At 50.7% G+C, this 15,655-nt stretch carries 17 protein-coding genes; all 17 read right to left on the bottom strand.

Annotated elements, in window-relative coordinates; all coding sequences use genetic code 11:
- Genes AJ81_RS00800 through AJ81_RS00720 form a run of 17 tightly spaced genes read right to left on the bottom strand, consistent with a single transcriptional unit; the run spans nt 1 to nt 15,598 of the window.
- A complete protein-coding gene (locus AJ81_RS00800; RefSeq protein WP_031503179.1) occupies nt 1-684 on the bottom strand; it encodes a flagellar brake protein in 684 nt (227 codons plus the stop codon).
- Nucleotides 685-690: 6 nt separating this feature from the next.
- Nucleotides 691-1,521 carry a MinD/ParA family protein gene (locus tag AJ81_RS00795; protein ID WP_031503178.1) on the bottom strand — a complete coding sequence of 277 codons (831 nt, stop codon included), beginning with the start codon at nt 1,519-1,521 and terminating at the stop codon, nt 691-693.
- Nucleotides 1,505-2,614: a flagellar biosynthesis protein FlhF gene (gene flhF / locus AJ81_RS00790; RefSeq protein ID WP_031503176.1), complete on the bottom strand. Its 1,110-nt coding sequence runs from the start codon at nt 2,612-2,614 to the stop codon at nt 1,505-1,507. Before flhF ends, AJ81_RS00795 begins: the two co-directional genes overlap by 17 nt.
- Nucleotides 2,611-4,656: a flagellar biosynthesis protein FlhA gene (gene flhA, locus AJ81_RS00785; RefSeq protein ID WP_031503174.1), complete on the bottom strand. Its 2,046-nt coding sequence runs from the start codon at nt 4,654-4,656 to the stop codon at nt 2,611-2,613. Before flhA ends, flhF begins: the two co-directional genes overlap by 4 nt.
- A 37-nt stretch (nt 4,657-4,693) precedes the next feature.
- Nucleotides 4,694-5,818: a flagellar biosynthesis protein FlhB gene (gene flhB / locus AJ81_RS00780; RefSeq protein ID WP_051368881.1), complete on the bottom strand. Its 1,125-nt coding sequence runs from the start codon at nt 5,816-5,818 to the stop codon at nt 4,694-4,696.
- Complete coding sequence (gene fliR / locus AJ81_RS00775; RefSeq protein ID WP_231845503.1) at nt 5,749-6,480, bottom strand: flagellar biosynthetic protein FliR; 732 nt, start codon at nt 6,478-6,480, stop codon at nt 5,749-5,751. Before fliR ends, flhB begins: the two co-directional genes overlap by 70 nt.
- 37 nt (nt 6,481-6,517) lie before the next feature.
- On the bottom strand, nt 6,518-6,784 hold the full coding sequence (gene fliQ / locus AJ81_RS00770) for a flagellar biosynthesis protein FliQ (protein WP_031503167.1): 267 nt from the start codon (nt 6,782-6,784) through the stop codon (nt 6,518-6,520).
- 5 nt (nt 6,785-6,789) lie between these two features.
- Nucleotides 6,790-7,545: a flagellar type III secretion system pore protein FliP gene (fliP, locus tag AJ81_RS00765; RefSeq protein ID WP_031503165.1), complete on the bottom strand. Its 756-nt coding sequence runs from the start codon at nt 7,543-7,545 to the stop codon at nt 6,790-6,792.
- A complete protein-coding gene (locus tag AJ81_RS00760) occupies nt 7,542-7,886 on the bottom strand; it encodes a flagellar biosynthetic protein FliO (RefSeq protein WP_031503163.1) in 345 nt (114 codons plus the stop codon). Before AJ81_RS00760 ends, fliP begins: the two co-directional genes overlap by 4 nt.
- 4 nt (nt 7,887-7,890) lie before the next feature.
- The gene (gene cheY, locus AJ81_RS00755) at nt 7,891-8,250 is read right to left on the bottom strand and encodes a chemotaxis protein CheY (RefSeq protein WP_031503161.1); all 360 of its coding nucleotides are present in this window, start codon (nt 8,248-8,250) and stop codon (nt 7,891-7,893) included.
- 24 nt (nt 8,251-8,274) lie between these two features.
- Entirely contained in the window at nt 8,275-8,712 is a 438-nt protein-coding gene (locus AJ81_RS00750; protein WP_031503157.1) for a chemotaxis protein CheW, read from the bottom strand.
- A gap of 11 nt (nt 8,713-8,723) precedes the next feature.
- Entirely contained in the window at nt 8,724-10,730 is a 2,007-nt protein-coding gene (locus AJ81_RS00745; protein ID WP_031503155.1) for a chemotaxis protein CheA, read from the bottom strand.
- 29 nt (nt 10,731-10,759) lie between these two features.
- On the bottom strand, nt 10,760-11,980 hold the full coding sequence (locus tag AJ81_RS00740) for a CinA family nicotinamide mononucleotide deamidase-related protein (RefSeq protein ID WP_031503153.1): 1,221 nt from the start codon (nt 11,978-11,980) through the stop codon (nt 10,760-10,762).
- Nucleotides 11,981-12,001: 21 nt separating this feature from the next.
- Entirely contained in the window at nt 12,002-13,471 is a 1,470-nt protein-coding gene (locus AJ81_RS00735; RefSeq protein ID WP_031503151.1) for a tripartite tricarboxylate transporter permease, read from the bottom strand.
- Between the two features lie 5 nt (nt 13,472-13,476).
- Complete coding sequence (locus tag AJ81_RS00730) at nt 13,477-13,953, bottom strand: tripartite tricarboxylate transporter TctB family protein (protein ID WP_031503149.1); 477 nt, start codon at nt 13,951-13,953, stop codon at nt 13,477-13,479.
- Between the two features lie 47 nt (nt 13,954-14,000).
- The gene (locus tag AJ81_RS00725; protein WP_038059629.1) at nt 14,001-14,957 is read right to left on the bottom strand and encodes a tripartite tricarboxylate transporter substrate binding protein; all 957 of its coding nucleotides are present in this window, start codon (nt 14,955-14,957) and stop codon (nt 14,001-14,003) included.
- 5 nt (nt 14,958-14,962) lie between these two features.
- The gene (locus AJ81_RS00720) at nt 14,963-15,598 is read right to left on the bottom strand and encodes a bifunctional 4-hydroxy-2-oxoglutarate aldolase/2-dehydro-3-deoxy-phosphogluconate aldolase (RefSeq protein WP_031503147.1); all 636 of its coding nucleotides are present in this window, start codon (nt 15,596-15,598) and stop codon (nt 14,963-14,965) included.
- Between the last annotated feature and the right edge of the window lie 57 nt (nt 15,599-15,655).

Below are 15,655 nucleotides of genomic sequence, written 5' to 3'. Positions count from 1 at the left end.
CTACACCTCCTCCCGTAACTTCCTCAGTTTGATCTCTTGCTGGAAGACGTAAGAAACTAAGGCTTTTTCAAGCTCGGCTGGTACATCCAAAAACTGTACACCGTACTCGTGAAAGCCCGTCGTCTGGTTCAGACCAGCGTAACGAACGATCTGCGACCTTTGGTTGGAAAGCCTCAAGTCCGTCAAATCCAGTTCGACATAGATGATCTGTCCCACCTTTAAAAACTTCGAGGTGCACATCAACATTCCACCGGCGCTGAAATCCCTCGTTAAGAAAGAATATTTTCCTTCTTCATTCTCGATCGTGAAACTTCCGCTCAAAACTAAAGGTATGCGAACGTATCTTCTCCTTTGAACTCTGTTCACTTGTTCTGGAACAGTGATGTACATGATCAGAAGGTTCGATTCCTGATCTCTCCCATAATCTAGCACGCGGCTGCTGAACGCGTAAACTACCTTGTCAGCGATCACCGTCACACGAATGAATTCGCCACGAGGCAGTGGCAAGAACCTGCCTTGGTAACTCGGCATCGCGATCTTGAGTATACCCCTGTCGAAGTAGGTGTCGTGCACACTACTCTTCAGTTTCAACTTCTCACCCTTCTTGTCTTCGAAGTCTATCGCAAGTGGCATGCCAGGTTTGATCACATCTTTTGCGTTGACCTTCACCACGTATTCCGCCATTGACCTTCATCCCATGCCGAACAAGAGTTTGACTCTCTCTATGAACGATAGTTTCTTTGCAACGATCTTGTTCGTTATCCTATCGGCGATACCATGTATAGCCAGCGATGGTTGAGAGGTCTTCTTGAGGACCACGAAAGGAATCTGCCTTGCGACACTTTCTCTGACTAAAGGTTCGAACTTCATCAAATGCGTCGAATCGAAGTTCACACCGACGAATTTGCTCACCACCGAGCTGAACTTCTCGACGACTTTCCTGCCTTCCCTCAAATCCTTCACCATGTTCATCACAACGTGGAAACTGACAGGTTCGAGCCCTTTCAAGACCAGTATCTTGACGAAGGTGTAAGCGTTGACCAGCGCAGTTGGCTCAGTCGCCGTGAGGACGAGCACATGATCACTGCTCAAGTAAAACCTCTCCAGCTGTTCGTTGAAGCCAGGCGGAAAGTCGAAGATGATGTAATCGTAATCTTCTCCGATCTTTCTCAGTTCGTTCACCACCCTACCTTTGTCTTCCACGTTGAAAGTGATGAGGTCTTCCACGTCCATACCCGTGCTTATGAGGTCCACACCGTACGGAGTTCTGAAGATCACCTCTTCTATACCAACCTTCTTTTTGAGAAAATCTTTCAGCGTGAACTTGGGTGTGACACCCATGAGTATTTCCGCATTGGCAAAACCTGCATCGGTGTCGAAGAGGAGTACCCTGTGCCCACGCTCCTGCAAAACTACGGACAGGTTGACGGCAACCAGTGTCTTGCCGACTCCACCCTTACCACTGGCGACGCTCACCATCCTTGCGCGAGAACCGTAAAGCCCCTCAGCTTGATTGGGCAATTCTCAACACCTCTCTCGAGAGAAGATGAGCGATGTCCTTCGCGTTCGCTTCCACGATGTCTTCAGGTACCCTCTGGCCGTTGGTGATGAAAGCGACAGGTATCCCACCTATGAGCGGAGCGTTGATGAGATGTCCAAAGGTTCGTGTCTCATCCATCTTCGTGAGGATCAGATGTGTGTGTCTGGCGACTTGGAACCTCTCGAGTACGTCCTTAAGGTCTGAAAACCTCGAATTCATACTGATCACCAAGAAAGCCAGGTTTGGCTGTATCACCTCGAACAGAGCTTTGAGTTCGCTCATTTGCATATCGTTGTTCTGACTCCTACCAGCCGTATCGATCAGCACGACGTCGAAAGACTTCATCGCATCGAGTTCCATCTTTGCTTCTTTCGGCGTGTAAGCGACCCTCATGGGTATGTCCATGATAGTTGCGTAGGTTTTCAGCTGGTCCGTCGCCGCGATCCTGTAGGTGTCCAGCGTGAGGATGGCCAGCTGCTTCTTCTCAACGATCTTCAATCTCGCAGCGAGTTTTGCGAGCGTCGTGGTCTTGCCGACACCCGTTGGCCCACTGAAGAGGACTGTGCCTTCCAAGGCTGGTACTTCGGTTTTGACGAAAGCCAAAAGATGCTCTGCCAAAGACCGTCGCAAAGAATCGTCCAAGCTCACGTCCCCATAACTTATCCTCAAATATTCAACTATTTTGCCCGCAATCGTTTGATCCACCTCTTGAGCCTGTAAGCCCTTCAGTATCCTTTGAAGGTTCTGCGGCAGGTCGCTCAACCTCTGCATACCGAGCATCTGCTTCATCTCTTGCAACATCTGCTTGAGTTCCCTGATCTCTTCCTCCTGCCTTTTTTCTCTGTTCTTCACGAGCAGTTCTTGCAGCTTATAAACTTCACTGCTCTCAGTCTTCTCCTGTTCTTTGTCTTCACAGACGGCGGTCACTTCGAGGTATCTTTTGGCACCTATTCCGAGGAAGCCACCCTTCTTGACGCTGCGCGTACTGAGTATGATGGCGTCCTCACCAAGATCTTTCTTTATTTGCTCGAGCGCTTCCTTTATATCGTTGACGATGTACTTCTTCATCTTCACAGCCTCACCACACCCTCAACTTGAAGCACACGATCTTCAGGAACCTCTTCATAGGCGATGACGGGCACATTCGGCAGGAATCTTTTGACAAGTTGGGCTAAGTACGGCCTTATCGCACCAGAACAAACAACGAGGGGGAAAAACCTTTTTTTCATAAGTGTTTCAAGCTGTTTCGATAGGTTCTCCATGATCTCTCTCAGTATCTGCGGGTTCAGCACGATCCTTTTCTCGCCAGCGACGTCTTGAAGAGATTCGACAAGCCTTTTTTCGAGTTCCCCGTCGAGCGCCACAGCGTGGAGTTTACCATCCTCACTGGTCAGAGACTGAACGATCTGTCTCTTCAAAGCCCTTCTCACCTGTTCAGTCAGATAGACCAAGTCTGTGGATTTCTCTGCGTACTCGAGTAACGTTTCGAATATCAACGGCAGGTTCCTGATGCTCACACCCTCGTTGAGTAGTCGCTGCAAGATCTTCTTCACATCGGTGGCCTTTAGGATAGAGGGTATCAGATCGTTCACCAACTGTGGGAACTTCTCTCTCAAACCGTCGAGCAGCATGTTGAACTCTCTCGAACCGAGCAGATCAGCTGCGTTTCGCTTCAAAGTCTCCGTCAAATGAGTTATGAAAACCGTTGGTGGGTCGACCACCGTGTAACCTAACCTCGTTGCCTCCTCCTTGCGCGAGGAGTCTATCCAGAAGGCTTGAAGACCGAAGGCAGGTTCCTTCACCGCGATGCCCGTCACCTTCTCGGTCGCAGTGCCTGGATTGATCGCGAGCAACCTGTTGGGTATCAGTTCGTAGCGTGCCACCTCCGCGCCCCTGATTCTTATGAGATACTCGTTGGGTTTCAAAAGCACGCTGTCTCGAACTCTGATGGGCGACACGACCAATCCCAAATCGTACGCGATCTGTTTTCGAACCATCGCGATCCTCTCCAAGAGATCTCCACCCTGAGATGGATCTGCCAAGGGGATCAGTCCGTAACCTATCTCGACTTCCACGGTGTCACTCTGGATCACTTCGGCGATCTCCTGAGGTGTCGTCAAGATCGGCTTCGACGGCGCAGGAGCAGCGGGTGCACCGGCTGGAGCCGGTGCAACTTGTTTCGGCGCGACCCTCGAGGAATAGAAAGCCAGAGCAAGGAACGCAGCACCTATGATCGAGGCGGTGATTGGCAACGGTGTGGCCAATCCTAAGAACAAGAGTATGAACCCAGTTATGGTTATCACCTTTCTTTCGCTCGAAAGTTCCTTCACAAGGTCTTGGCCGAGGTTCTCCTTGGCAGCGGCACGCGAGACCAATATGCCCGTGGCAGTTGAAACGAGCAAGGCTGGAATCTGTGTCACGAGGCCGTCTCCCACGGTGAGTAATGCGTAAACCTGTGCCGCCTGCGCAAAGCTCAAATTGTGCTTCAAAACACCTATCAGGATTCCTCCGATTATGTTCACAAGCACGATTATGATGCTCGCGATGGCGTCTCCCCTCACGAACTTCGAAGCACCGTCCATCGCGCCGTAAAAGTCCGCCTCGCGCCTTATGAGCTCTCTTCGTTTTCGTGCCTCTTCCTCGGTGATCAGACCCGCGTTCAGATCCGCATCAACACTCATTTGCTTTCCGGGCATTGCGTCCAGCGTGAACCTTGCCGCGACTTCCGCTATGCGCTCGGCACCGCGCGTTATCACGATGAACTGAATGATAACCAGTATGAGGAAGATCACGAGCCCAACGATGTAGTCGCCCTTGACGACGAACTCTCCGAACGTCCTTATGACCCTACCGCCGAACTTCTCTCCTTCAAGGAGTATCAGCCTCGTCGAGGCCACGTTCAACGCCAACCTGAACAGGGTGATTATGAGCAAGAGCGTGGGGAAGGACGACATGTCGAGCGCATGTCTGACGTACATCGACGAGAGCAGAACGATCATCGACAGTGCGATGTTGAGCAGCTGGAAAAAGTCCAGCGCGAAATCCGGTATCGGAATGATCATCAAAAGAACGATCGCAACGACCGCGACGGCAACAAAAACATCTAAGCCCTTCACACTTTCGCTCCCTTAACATCAAATTATAGCAAGCATTTCATCTCAGCGAGTACACGTACGCGAGGATTTCTGCGACGGCCCTGTAAAGAGTCGGTGGGATCTGATCTCCGACCTCACAGGTTCTGTAGAGTTCCCAAGCAACCTGCGGGTTACGAACGATGGGCACGTTGTTGTTAGTAGCGATCTCGACGATCCTTCTGGCGAGTTCATCCGCTCCCTTCGCCACGACCTCGGGAGCTTCCATCTGTTCAGAATCGTACTGCAGAGCGACAGCGATGTGCGTTGGGTTTGTTATGACGACGTCGGCCTCCGGGACCTTCTGAAGCATCCTTCCCCGCGCGAGCCTCATCATGATCTCGCGCTGTCGTCTCTTCACCTCGGGATTGCCTTCAACCTCTTTGAACTCTTCCTTAAGTTCCTGTCTGGTCATGCGCAAGCTTTTTTCGAACTCCCATCTTTGAAAGAGATAGTCCAGCAAGGCTAAGGCCAGAATCGCTATCGCACATCGAAGCAGCAAGGCGTAGATCAAATCAGCAAGGTACCGGATGGACTCGCTTGGCTCGAGGTCCGTGAGATTAGGCAACTCCCTGTAGCGCTGTCTGATCACGACGTAAGACACGTAACCCACGATCACAAGTTTGACGAACGCCTTGAAGAGTTCAAAGAGATTCCGCAAAGAGAACATCCTTTTGAGTCCTTCGATCGGATTGATCCTGTTCAAGTCCAACTTCAGAGGTTTGAAGGAGAACAAGAACTTGGTCTGCAGAGCGCCCGCAATTATTCCAACCAAAGCGACGAGACCCATGAGAAGGATCAAGAGAATCAAAGGATCTTTGAAGAGCTGGAAAATGTGACTCAAGAGCGTTTCTGAATCCATCGGATCGAGTGCCAGAAAAAACGTGGACGTGTTCGCCAAGGACCTGCTGAGTTGAGGCAGGATCAGTCTCAGAATGATCGCCGCCGCAAAGAAACTCAAGGCCATGTTGAGCTCGCGTGATACGGCAACTTGTCCTTCTTCTCTGGCCTTCCTTCTCCGTCTGGGAGTGGGTTTCTCGGTTCTGTCTGGATCGGCGAAGAGCTGTAGGTCGATCCTCAGCGACTCAGGAAGAACTCTATGAAATTGACGGTCTTTTCGGCCAAACTTGCGCTCATCTGTGCCCATACACCTATCATTCCCGCCATCAAGAGCATACCAACGAGCACCTTCAAAGGCAAGCCCACCATGAACACGTTCATCTGTGGAACCAAGCGAGAAAGGATACCGAGCGCCACCGAAACTATCAGCATGAAGCCGATCAGCGGCATACCAAACTTGAGTGCAACAACCAAGCTCTCCGAGGCTTTATCGATGAGCACGTCCATGAAGCTCAGTCCTGAGAGCGAAGCCGTGAGTGAAAAATGTTTGAAGGAATCAACGATTGCTTGATAGACCAGCAAGTGTCCTTTTATGGTCACAAGAACGAACAAACCTATGGTGTACAGCAGTTCTCCATGCAGTGGAACTTCCTCGCGCTGTGGATCGAACAGCGAAGACATGGCGAATCCCATCTGAGTGCCGAAGACTTCACCAGCCAAACTGAGCCCCGCGAGCGGTAAGAGTGCCAAGAAACCTATCACGAGGCCGTACAGATAGTTGTTCAGCATGCTGAGCACCAAGGTCAGAACAGGTGTGTCCAAAGGTATACTCTGCTGCAGGATGGGGCTAATCAACCAACTCAACAGTACCGTGAGCGACACTTTTGCCTGCAACGGCAAGAACCAATCCCCAAAAAAAGGTGCCACTGTGAACATGCCTGCGATTCTGGTCAACGCCAAGGCCCACACCAAGAACTTTTCTTGGACGAACTCGTACAGATTCAGGTCAGATCATCCCCATGAACTTCTCAAGGATCTGTTGCATGTACTCGACCAGTTTTTGCAGCATCCAAGATCCAAGCAGCATGATCGTAAGGAAGGTCAAAATGATCTTTGGAGCGAAGGTCAAGGTTTGCTCATGAATCTGCGTGGCGGCTTGCAAGACTCCTATGATGAGCCCAGCGATCAGACTCACCAACAGCGGTGGAGTTATCAAGATAAGGATGAGTTCGATGCCCTCCTTCATGACATCCACGAAGACATCCACGGTCAAGTCGATCACCTCGCGAAACTCTTGATCAAACCACTGACCAAGAGGTCCCAACCGTTCACCGCTATGAAGAGCAAGACCTTGAAAGGTAAAGAGACCAGCACCGGAGGTATCATGATCATACCCATCGACAGTAGGACGCTGGCGACGACCATGTCGATCACGATGAACGGTACGTAGAGCAAGATGCCCATCTTGAAGCCAATCTCCAGCTCTCCGAGGACAAATGCAGGTATGATCACACTGTTTGGAGCATCCTCGACTTTATCGAACTTGCTTCCAACACTCGAGGCCAGCAAAAAAACGTTGTCTTCGTTGTGGTGGTTTTTCAGCTCGTTGATCATGAACTGCCTCACGCGGTTCATCGTTCGATCGAACATCTCTTGATAGCCTATCTTCCCGTTCAGATAGGGCGTGAGCGCATCGTTGTATATGTCGTTCCAGACCGGCTGCATAATGAAGAAGGTGAGAAACAGCGCAAGACCCACAAGCACCTGGTTGGGTGGGGTCTGTCTGGTGCCGAGCGCGTTTCTCAAAAAAGAGAAAACCACTATGATACGTGTGAAGGACGTGAACAAAACCAGTATGCTCGGTGCGAGTGTGAGGACGGTCAGTATGAGAAGAATCTCCAAAGTGACGACCAGATCGCGCTGGTTCTGTGGTGGGTTCACTCTTATGCTTATGGAAGGGAAAGGGACCTCCTCTTGTGCGAAAGATAGGCTCACGAGCAGAAGCAACGCCAAAACGAGCCATCTCTTTTTCATTCTTTCTCTTCCTTATCCTGACCTCGCATCTTGGAGAGCCTCTTGAAAAGGATCTTCGAAAAAGGTTCCCTGACTTCCAAGTGAGCTACCTCTTGCTCTGAGAGCTTCTTCAAGACACTGGAGCTGGAATGTGAAAGGAGCAGATAATAATATTCATCAAGGACCTTGACCAAGACTATAGAAGTGTTCCTATCTATGTAGTGCCTCTGAAGCACCTGTACATCCCTTGAGGCGACGAAAGGAACACGCTTTCTCACAAAGATGTACATCACATACAGCAAACCTATCAGAATGCCAAGGGCGAGGAGAAACTGCACTATCAACTTGCTTATGCTTCTCACATCCTCAGCTCAATTTCTGTAGAGCCTCGATCACCCTGCTGTGCTGGAAAGGTTTCACGATGAAGTCCTTTGCACCCGCTTGTATCGCTTCGATCACCATGGCTTGCTGACCCATCGCACTGCACACGATGATCTTGGCGTTTGGATCGATCTCTCTGATCTTCTTGATCGCCGTGATACCGTCCATCTCGGGCATCGTTATGTCCATCGTGACCACGTCTGGCTTCAATTCCTTGTACTTTTCCACGGCCTCGACACCGTTCGCCGCTTCCCCCGCCACCTCGTATCCGGCCTTCGTGATTATGTCTTTCAGGAGCATCCGCATGAAAGCGGCGTCATCCACTATGAGCACTCTCTTCGCCATTCCGTTTACCTCCCCAAAACGTTCTTACGAAGACATTGTCAACTCCTCAAGTATTTTGCCCACGCTCAGATGAATTATCAACTCTTCTTGCTTCTTTATGATTCCCTTCGACTTCTCACCAAAACTGTCGAATTTGTGCATCTTTTCGACATCCTCGCTTTTGACCCTCATCACACCTCTGACCTTCTCTACAAGAAAACCCGTCTCGATGTCTTCATAGTTCACCACCACGATCTTTCCCTCCGCACTGTCCTTGCAGGACAGACCGAGCATGGAAGCGAGATCGATAACCGGAACGATGCGACCCCTCAGGTTCATCACCCCAAGCACATTCTTCTTCGCACGAGGTACGGGGGTGATGTCAGTCTTCTCTATGACGATGCTCACGTGTTCCACATCGAAAGCCATCTCCTGACCACCCACACCGAAGACGAAGACTTCGAATTCTGAAAGCTCAGCCATGGTCTCCCTCCTCAGACGATGTTTGAAACATCGAGTATCAAGGCTATGCTTCCATCACCGAGTATTGCACCACCACTGAATATTCTCACGTCGTTGAAGATCTTTCCGAGCGACTTTATCACTATGTCTTCCTGACCTATCAACGAGTCAACGACCAAACCGTACTTCCTGTTTCCCATGCGAACGATGACCGTGTTGTAATACTGCTCTTCCTTGTGCCCATTGAGTCCAAACACTTCCCACAGTTTCACCAGTGGAACTATCTCGCCACGTATGACCGTAACGAGCTTGTCTTGGAGCTTCTGTATCTTGTTGGCAGGAACGTTCAACGTGCTGTCTATGTTGGCGATCGGAATGGCGTAAACGTGCTTGTTCACCGTGACCAAAAGCGCCTGGATTATCGCGAGTGTCAACGGTAGTCTTATCGTGACAGTTGTTCCTCTGTCTTTGACGCTCTCTATCTTTACCGTTCCGTTCAGAGATTCGACCACGTTCTTGACAACATCCATGCCCACGCCCCTGCCAGACAACTCCGTGGCGTTGGACCGCGTTGAGAAACCTGGCAGGAACAGAAATTCGTAAACTTTCTCATCCGAGAGGTTCTCGGCTTGAGCTTCACTGATGAGCCCTTTTTCTATCGCCTTCTTGAGCACCGTTGCTCTGTCGATACCCCTACCATCATCCTTCACTTCGATCACGACGTTGTTACCTTCGTGTCTGGCGGAGAGCACAACCGTACCAACGGGAGGTTTACCCTTTGCGATGCGTTCTTCCTTCGTCTCTATACCATGATCTATCGCGTTCCTCAGTAAGTGCACGAGAGGTTCTCCGATATCCTCGACGAACGTTCTGTCGAGTTCGGTGTCTTCACCCTCGATGACGAAGTTTATCTCTTTCGAAAGCTGTTTTGCAAGATCTCTGACCATCCTGGGGAACCTGTTGAAGACGAAGGCGATGGGAACCATCCTGATCTTCATCACAACGTTCTGCAGATCGAGCGTTATTCGATTCAGTTGCGAGAGGCTCTCGTCGACTTCCTTTATGTTGTACTTTCTGAGAATGTCGGAGATCCTGCTCCTCGATATGACGAGTTCCCCCATGAGGTTCATCAACGTGTCGAGCTTGTCGATGTCCACGCGAACCGTTTGAACGAGTCTCCTCTTCTGGGAGATCTTTTGTTCTTGCGCCTTCTCTTCCGCGATCTTTGCTTCCTCATGCACTTCTTTCTTCTCTACTTCTCTTTCTTTTTCTTCTTCCTTCAACCTCTCCTGAACTTTCGCTATGGTCATCACCGTGACCTTCTCTATTTCAGATATGGAAGCAATCATCTTGTGCAACGATTCTGCATCCTGCTTCGCGATGACCACGAGCTCGACTTCCCTGTCAAACTTCTCCTGTTCTATATCCTCGACGGGTGGAACGCTGCTCAAGATCTGACCACCGGAATCCTCTATCGCCTTGAACACCATGTACATCCTCACGGCCTTCATGATCGTTCCCTCGGCGAGTGTAACCCTGACTTTGAAGGCACTGTAACCTTCCTTCGAGGCTTCCTGGATGACCTTCATCACTGAATCTTCAACATCGACAGATTCCTTCTTCGTTTCCGACTGAACCTTTTGTTCTTCAACCTTCTCCTCTTGTACCACTTCGAACGCGTCCATCAAACTTTTCAGATCCTCCTCGTTCACTTGGTCGTTCCCACCCGAGGCGATGTTGTTGACCATCTTATCTACCATGTCAACACCAGCAAACAACCGATCGAGCAGGTCGCTCGTCAGTGCGATCTTTTTCGATCTCACCTTGTCCAGAAGTTGTTCCATCCTGTGGGTGAGCTTGGCCATGCGTTCGAAGCCCATGGTGCCCGCCATGCCTTTGAGGGTGTGAAGGATCCTGAAAGTTTCGTTCACCGTCTCTTCATCACGAGGATTCTTCTCGAGTTTCAACAACGATTCATTCAAACTCTGGACGTACTCTCTACTCTCATCGATGAAAATGCTGAGATATTGTTCGTTCATACGGATTCCTCCTGGCTGGCTTTGTCAAACTATATCATACCACGCAAGCGGATCAACAACAAATACAAAGCGTGCGTGGCGATCCTCGATCTGAAGATGTTTCTTTCTTGTGGATAGAAGATTTTTTCGACGCTGTCTCTCTTACCGTCCGTGACGCAGAAGTACGCCGTGCCAACGGGCTTTTCCTGAGTGCCCCCCGTTGGTCCAGCGATACCGGAAACGGAAACAGCTAAATCGCTGCGGGTCAGCTCCTTGATTCCATGAGCCATTTCAACAACACACTGCTCGCTCACCGCTCCAAAGCGTTTCAGCGTTTCCTCTCGAACGTTGAGTATCCTCATTTTCACACTGTTGTCGTACGCAACGACACCCCCAACGAAGACTCTCGAAGCCCCAGAAACCGACACGATCTTGGCGCTGACAAGCCCACCGGTACAAGATTCTGCAACTGAGAACGTGAGGTTCCTTTTTTCCAGTTCCTCGAACAGCGCCCTTTCAACACTCGTGTCACCGTAACCTACGAAGTTACGTTGGAACTTCTCAACGAGTCTCTGCGCAAGATTCTCAGCTTCAGCAAAACAATCCAGAGGCGCCGTGAGCCTCACCCACACGCCTTCACTGAAAGATGCCTGTGTGGCGATCTTCACACAACCCTTCACCGAGGTGTCTGTCATGAACTGGTCCAAAACTGACTCAGGCACGGCGAAGAAGAGCATCTTGATAGTTTTGAAATCTTGTTCTGTTTTCAGCTTCTCAAGCACGCTGTCCAACATCGGCCTCATCTCTTGTGGAGGTCCCGGCAAGAGCACGATCTTCTTGCCTTCAAAATCGATCAACTGACCGGGTGCCGTGCCTACAGGGTTTGGAACGATCTGCGCGTTCTCGATGACAAAAGCTTGCTTGTCCAAGTTCCTGGGAAGATTATTGTAATATCGTGAAACTCTTTCGTGGATTTTCTCTCTGATACTCTCGTCCAGAATCAACCTTCGTGACAACGCCTTGGCAACCGCCTCACGCGTCTTGTCGTCTTCGGTCGGCCCCAGACCTCCGCACAACACGAGCACATCGCAAGAAGCAAGCAAACGTTGAACCTCTCCTTTGATGGAATCTTCCTCGTCGTCCACGCTGACCACTCTGTTCACCCTGTAACCGTTCTCAGCAAGCCTTTGACAGATGTACTGGGCATTCGTGTTGAGAATGATGCCTTCAACGATTTCGCTGCCTATCGTCAAGACGGCGGCCGTCTTCAACAAATCTCCCTCCGCTAAAAATTATACTTTCTTCCTCGAAAGGATTTTTGTCAACGGTGGAACGATCAACACCAGAACTATCATCACGAACAGCATTAGTGATATGGGGCGACTCAAGAACGGAAGGAAGCTTCCCTTCGTCTTGATCAGACCAACCCTCAGATTGTCTTCGACTGTCCTGCCAAGGATCAAACCCAAAATCATTGGCGCAAGGGGGATTCTCAACTTTTCGAAGGCATAACCTATGAGACCGAAGACGAACATCACATAAACGTCGAAGACGCTGTTCCTCAGAGCGTAAGAACCTATGATGCAGAAAACCGTCACCGCGACCATCACGAGGCTGGTTTTGAGCTTCACGAAGAGTGAAAAAGCTTTTATCCCAAGCCAGCCTATCGGTAGCAACAGAATCTGTATCAAGACTGCGACTGTGAAAAGCTGTGTGACGAGGTCTTTGGACTGGGTGAAGATCATCGGACCTGGCCTGAGACCGTACATGAGCATCGCACCAAGAACGATCGCGGTGATCGAGTCACCGGGCAGACCAAACACGAGTGCAGGAATCCAGGTTCCTCCAATTGCTGCGTTGTTTGCGCTCGTAGGAGCGATGACACCGCGCACGCTGCCCATACCCAGTTCTTCGTCTTTCGACACGTTCTTTTCGACGCCGTACGAAACCCACGCCGCAACGTCCGCACCGGCACCCGGTAAGGCGCCTATGAAGGTGCCTATCAGAGCACCACGGATGAGTGTGAACTTGTGCTTCCATATGTGTTTGAATGTCTCTTTTAGATTCGGCTTCACCACTTCCGAGACCGCGGACAGTTGGAGCTGACTCTTTTCGGTGACTCTCTTGAAGACTTCTGAAAGTCCAAACAAACCGATCATCGCAGGTATGAAACTCACACCGTCCATCAAATCCGTGACACCGAAGGTGAACCTCGGATAACCTGTGGTCACGTCTATGCCGATCGTGGAGATCAACAAACCGAGTGTGGCCGACATCAATCCCTTGACGGTGTTGCCCCTGCTCAAAACGGCAGCCATGCTGAGTCCGAAGATACCGAGCCAAAAGTACTCGAAGTGCGTGAACTTCAAAGCGAATTTCGCCAGTGGTGGCGAAACCGTTATGAGTATGATAACACCTATCAAACCCCCAAGTGCGGAACAAAAAAGATCGAGCATGAGCGCCAGCGATCCTTTCCCCTTCTTACTCAGTTCAAAACCATCGAGGATCGCCGCACCGGACGCAGGAGTGCCCGGAATCCTCAAGAAGGTGGCGGGTATGTCACCGGCGAAGATGGCGGTGAAGGAAACTCCCAAGACCATGGCGAGCCCCGCGATCGGCTTCATGTAGTAGGTTACGGGTATGATGAGAGCCACGGCCATCGTTGCGGTCAGGCCTGGTATGGCTCCAACGAAGATCCCGAAGAACATGGACAGCAACAGAGGAAACAACACATCTGGTTTCAACACGGTGAAGAGCTGCATCTGTTTCACCTCAGCTTTGCGAAAAGAACTCCCACAGGCAATGGGATCTTGAAGACGACACTGAAAACGAGATGAACGATCAAAGACACGCTGAGTGAGAAGACCAAAGCCTCATACCATTTCGATTTCAACACGACCATCAAAAGGAACGACAGCGTGATCAAGGCAACGAACGTTCCTATCAAGTTGGCCAGCGGAAAGAAGAAAAGAACCATGAGAGAAATCCAAAGAAGGTTCAAAAGGCTCTTTGCATCAACAGGATATTTCTCGTCGGAGGTTTTCCTCTTTCGGAGAAGGAAATACTCCACGAACATGTAGGCAGCGAAGATCAACAACAGCACCGCAAGAATGCGTGGAAAAAAACTGGGACCAGGTAAGCGAACCCCTCTCACCACGAAACGCGGGAACTTTCGACTGTACAACAGCACGAAGAAAGAGATGAAGACCAACACGAATCCCAAGATCAAATCGGCGATCGACATCTTCACCTACCCCTCAAAGAAGCGATGGCCCTTGAGGGCCATCGCTGTCATTTTTGCAAGTACCCTCCAAGTTCGAGCACTTTTTTCCAGGCTTGGTCCTGCTGTTTGACGAATTCGTAGAACTCCTGGCCTCTTCTGATCTTTATGCCGAACCCGTTCGTCTGCATGAAATTTTTGAAAGATTCGCTGTTCGCTATCTCGATTATGGCATCTTCAAGAATTTTCTTGATCTCGCTGGGTGTTCCTTTCGGTACCGCGATGCCTCTCCACGTACCGGCGGTCCAGTTTATGCCGAGTTCTTTCAAAGTTGGTACATCTGGGAACATGGGGTGACGCTCGTCCGCCATCACGGCAAGCGCCCGAGCTTGACCGCTCTGAATTTGAGACACTGCCTCGGCTATGGAACACGTCACAACGTGTACGTGTCCTCCGAGCAGTTCAACCAAACCTTGCGCGGCTCCCGTCGTCGGTACCCACGTGACTGCGTCCGGAGAGATTCCAGCGGCGTCGAGCATGCCTATCCTGGCGAGGTCCCATATGCCTCCAGCCGCGGTACCGGAGAAGAGATACTTGCCAGGGTTCGCCTTGATATCCTTCAACAGATCGTGCAACGTTTTCCATGGTGCGTCGGCCTTGACGATGACTCCCGCAGGATCTTCATTCACCTGTGCGATGTAATCGAAGGCTTCGAAGGTCAGCTCGGTCAGACCCATCCAGTGCATCGTTGCAATCTCGAGTGTCACCAGTGTCAGAGTGTAACCATCCGGTGCGGCGTAGGCACCTGCGGCATGACCCACAGCTCCTCCCCCACCGGTTCTGTTCACAACGGTGAAGGGTTGACTAAGTTTCTTCGATAGTTCATCTGCGAGGAACCTCGCCAATCTGTCAGTTCCTCCACCAGCACCCCATGGACAGATTATCGTGACAGGTTTTCGTGGATAATTCGCTGCGAAGACTGAGAGCATAACGGCTGTCAGCAACACCAAAAGCAGCGCTCTTCTCACCACACTCACCTCCCGGCTATTTCACTTCTGGCTTGCTTGATGAGTTCCACAAAACGTCTCGCCCTGTCTGTGATCTCTTCCTTACTTCCCTTCGTCAATCCTCCGCCCACACCAACTGCAGCTGCTCCTGCTTTGATCCATTCCTTGACGTTTTCAAGCTCTACACCACCTGTTGGCATGAGTTTCGCCTGTGGGAGAGGACCATGAATGGCCTTGATGTAACTCGGTCCGACTGCGGAAGCTGGGAACAATTTGATCAACTCACAGCCGACCTCGAGTGCCTTGACGATCTCAGTCGGTGTGAGTGCACCCGGGATATAAGGTATGCGATGTTTGTTGCACAACAACGCAGTTTCTTCGGACAGGTTGGGAGCCACGATGTACCTTGCACCAGCCTCGATCGCGATCTTTGCAGTGTAAGGATCGAGGACCGTACCTGCACCGAGCAAGATCTCATCACCCAACTCTTTCGAAAGCTGACTGATGACTTCAACGGCTCTGGGAACACTGAAGGTCACTTCGATGGCAACGATTCCGCCTTCCTTGCACGCTCTGCAAACTTCGATCGCCCTGGCAGGACTGTCCACCCTGATGACCGCTACTATACCACTCTCGATGATTTTCTCAACGATACTGTTCATAACGCACCCTCCTCTCCACAACGAATATTATAGACGCAGCGTTTAAGATCTGGCAAA

Source organism: Pseudothermotoga hypogea DSM 11164 = NBRC 106472 (assembly GCF_000816145.1).
Taxonomy (GTDB): domain Bacteria; phylum Thermotogota; class Thermotogae; order Thermotogales; family DSM-5069; genus Pseudothermotoga_A; species Pseudothermotoga_A hypogea.
The sequence above is the reverse complement of the archived record's forward strand: the minus strand, read 5'-3'. Positions and strand labels throughout refer to the sequence as shown.

What these genes read in the sequence shown, in the direction of transcription:
- AJ81_RS00800 (WP_031503179.1), bottom strand. Translation starts at nt 684, where the DNA reads ATGGCGGAATACGTGGTGAAGGTCAACGCAAAAGATGTGATCAAACCT.
- flhB (WP_051368881.1), bottom strand. Translation starts at nt 5,818, where the DNA reads ATGGGCACAGATGAGCGCAAGTTTGGCCGAAAAGACCGTCAATTTCAT.
- fliP (WP_031503165.1), bottom strand. Translation starts at nt 7,545, where the DNA reads ATGAAAAAGAGATGGCTCGTTTTGGCGTTGCTTCTGCTCGTGAGCCTA.
- cheY (WP_031503161.1), bottom strand. Translation starts at nt 8,250, where the DNA reads ATGGCGAAGAGAGTGCTCATAGTGGATGACGCCGCTTTCATGCGGATG.
- AJ81_RS00750 (WP_031503157.1), bottom strand. Translation starts at nt 8,712, where the DNA reads ATGGCTGAGCTTTCAGAATTCGAAGTCTTCGTCTTCGGTGTGGGTGGT.
- AJ81_RS00745 (WP_031503155.1), bottom strand. Translation starts at nt 10,730, where the DNA reads ATGAACGAACAATATCTCAGCATTTTCATCGATGAGAGTAGAGAGTAC.
- AJ81_RS00735 (WP_031503151.1), bottom strand. Translation starts at nt 13,471, where the DNA reads ATGCAGCTCTTCACCGTGTTGAAACCAGATGTGTTGTTTCCTCTGTTG.
- AJ81_RS00730 (WP_031503149.1), bottom strand. Translation starts at nt 13,953, where the DNA reads ATGTCGATCGCCGATTTGATCTTGGGATTCGTGTTGGTCTTCATCTCT.
- AJ81_RS00720 (WP_031503147.1), bottom strand. Translation starts at nt 15,598, where the DNA reads ATGAACAGTATCGTTGAGAAAATCATCGAGAGTGGTATAGTAGCGGTC.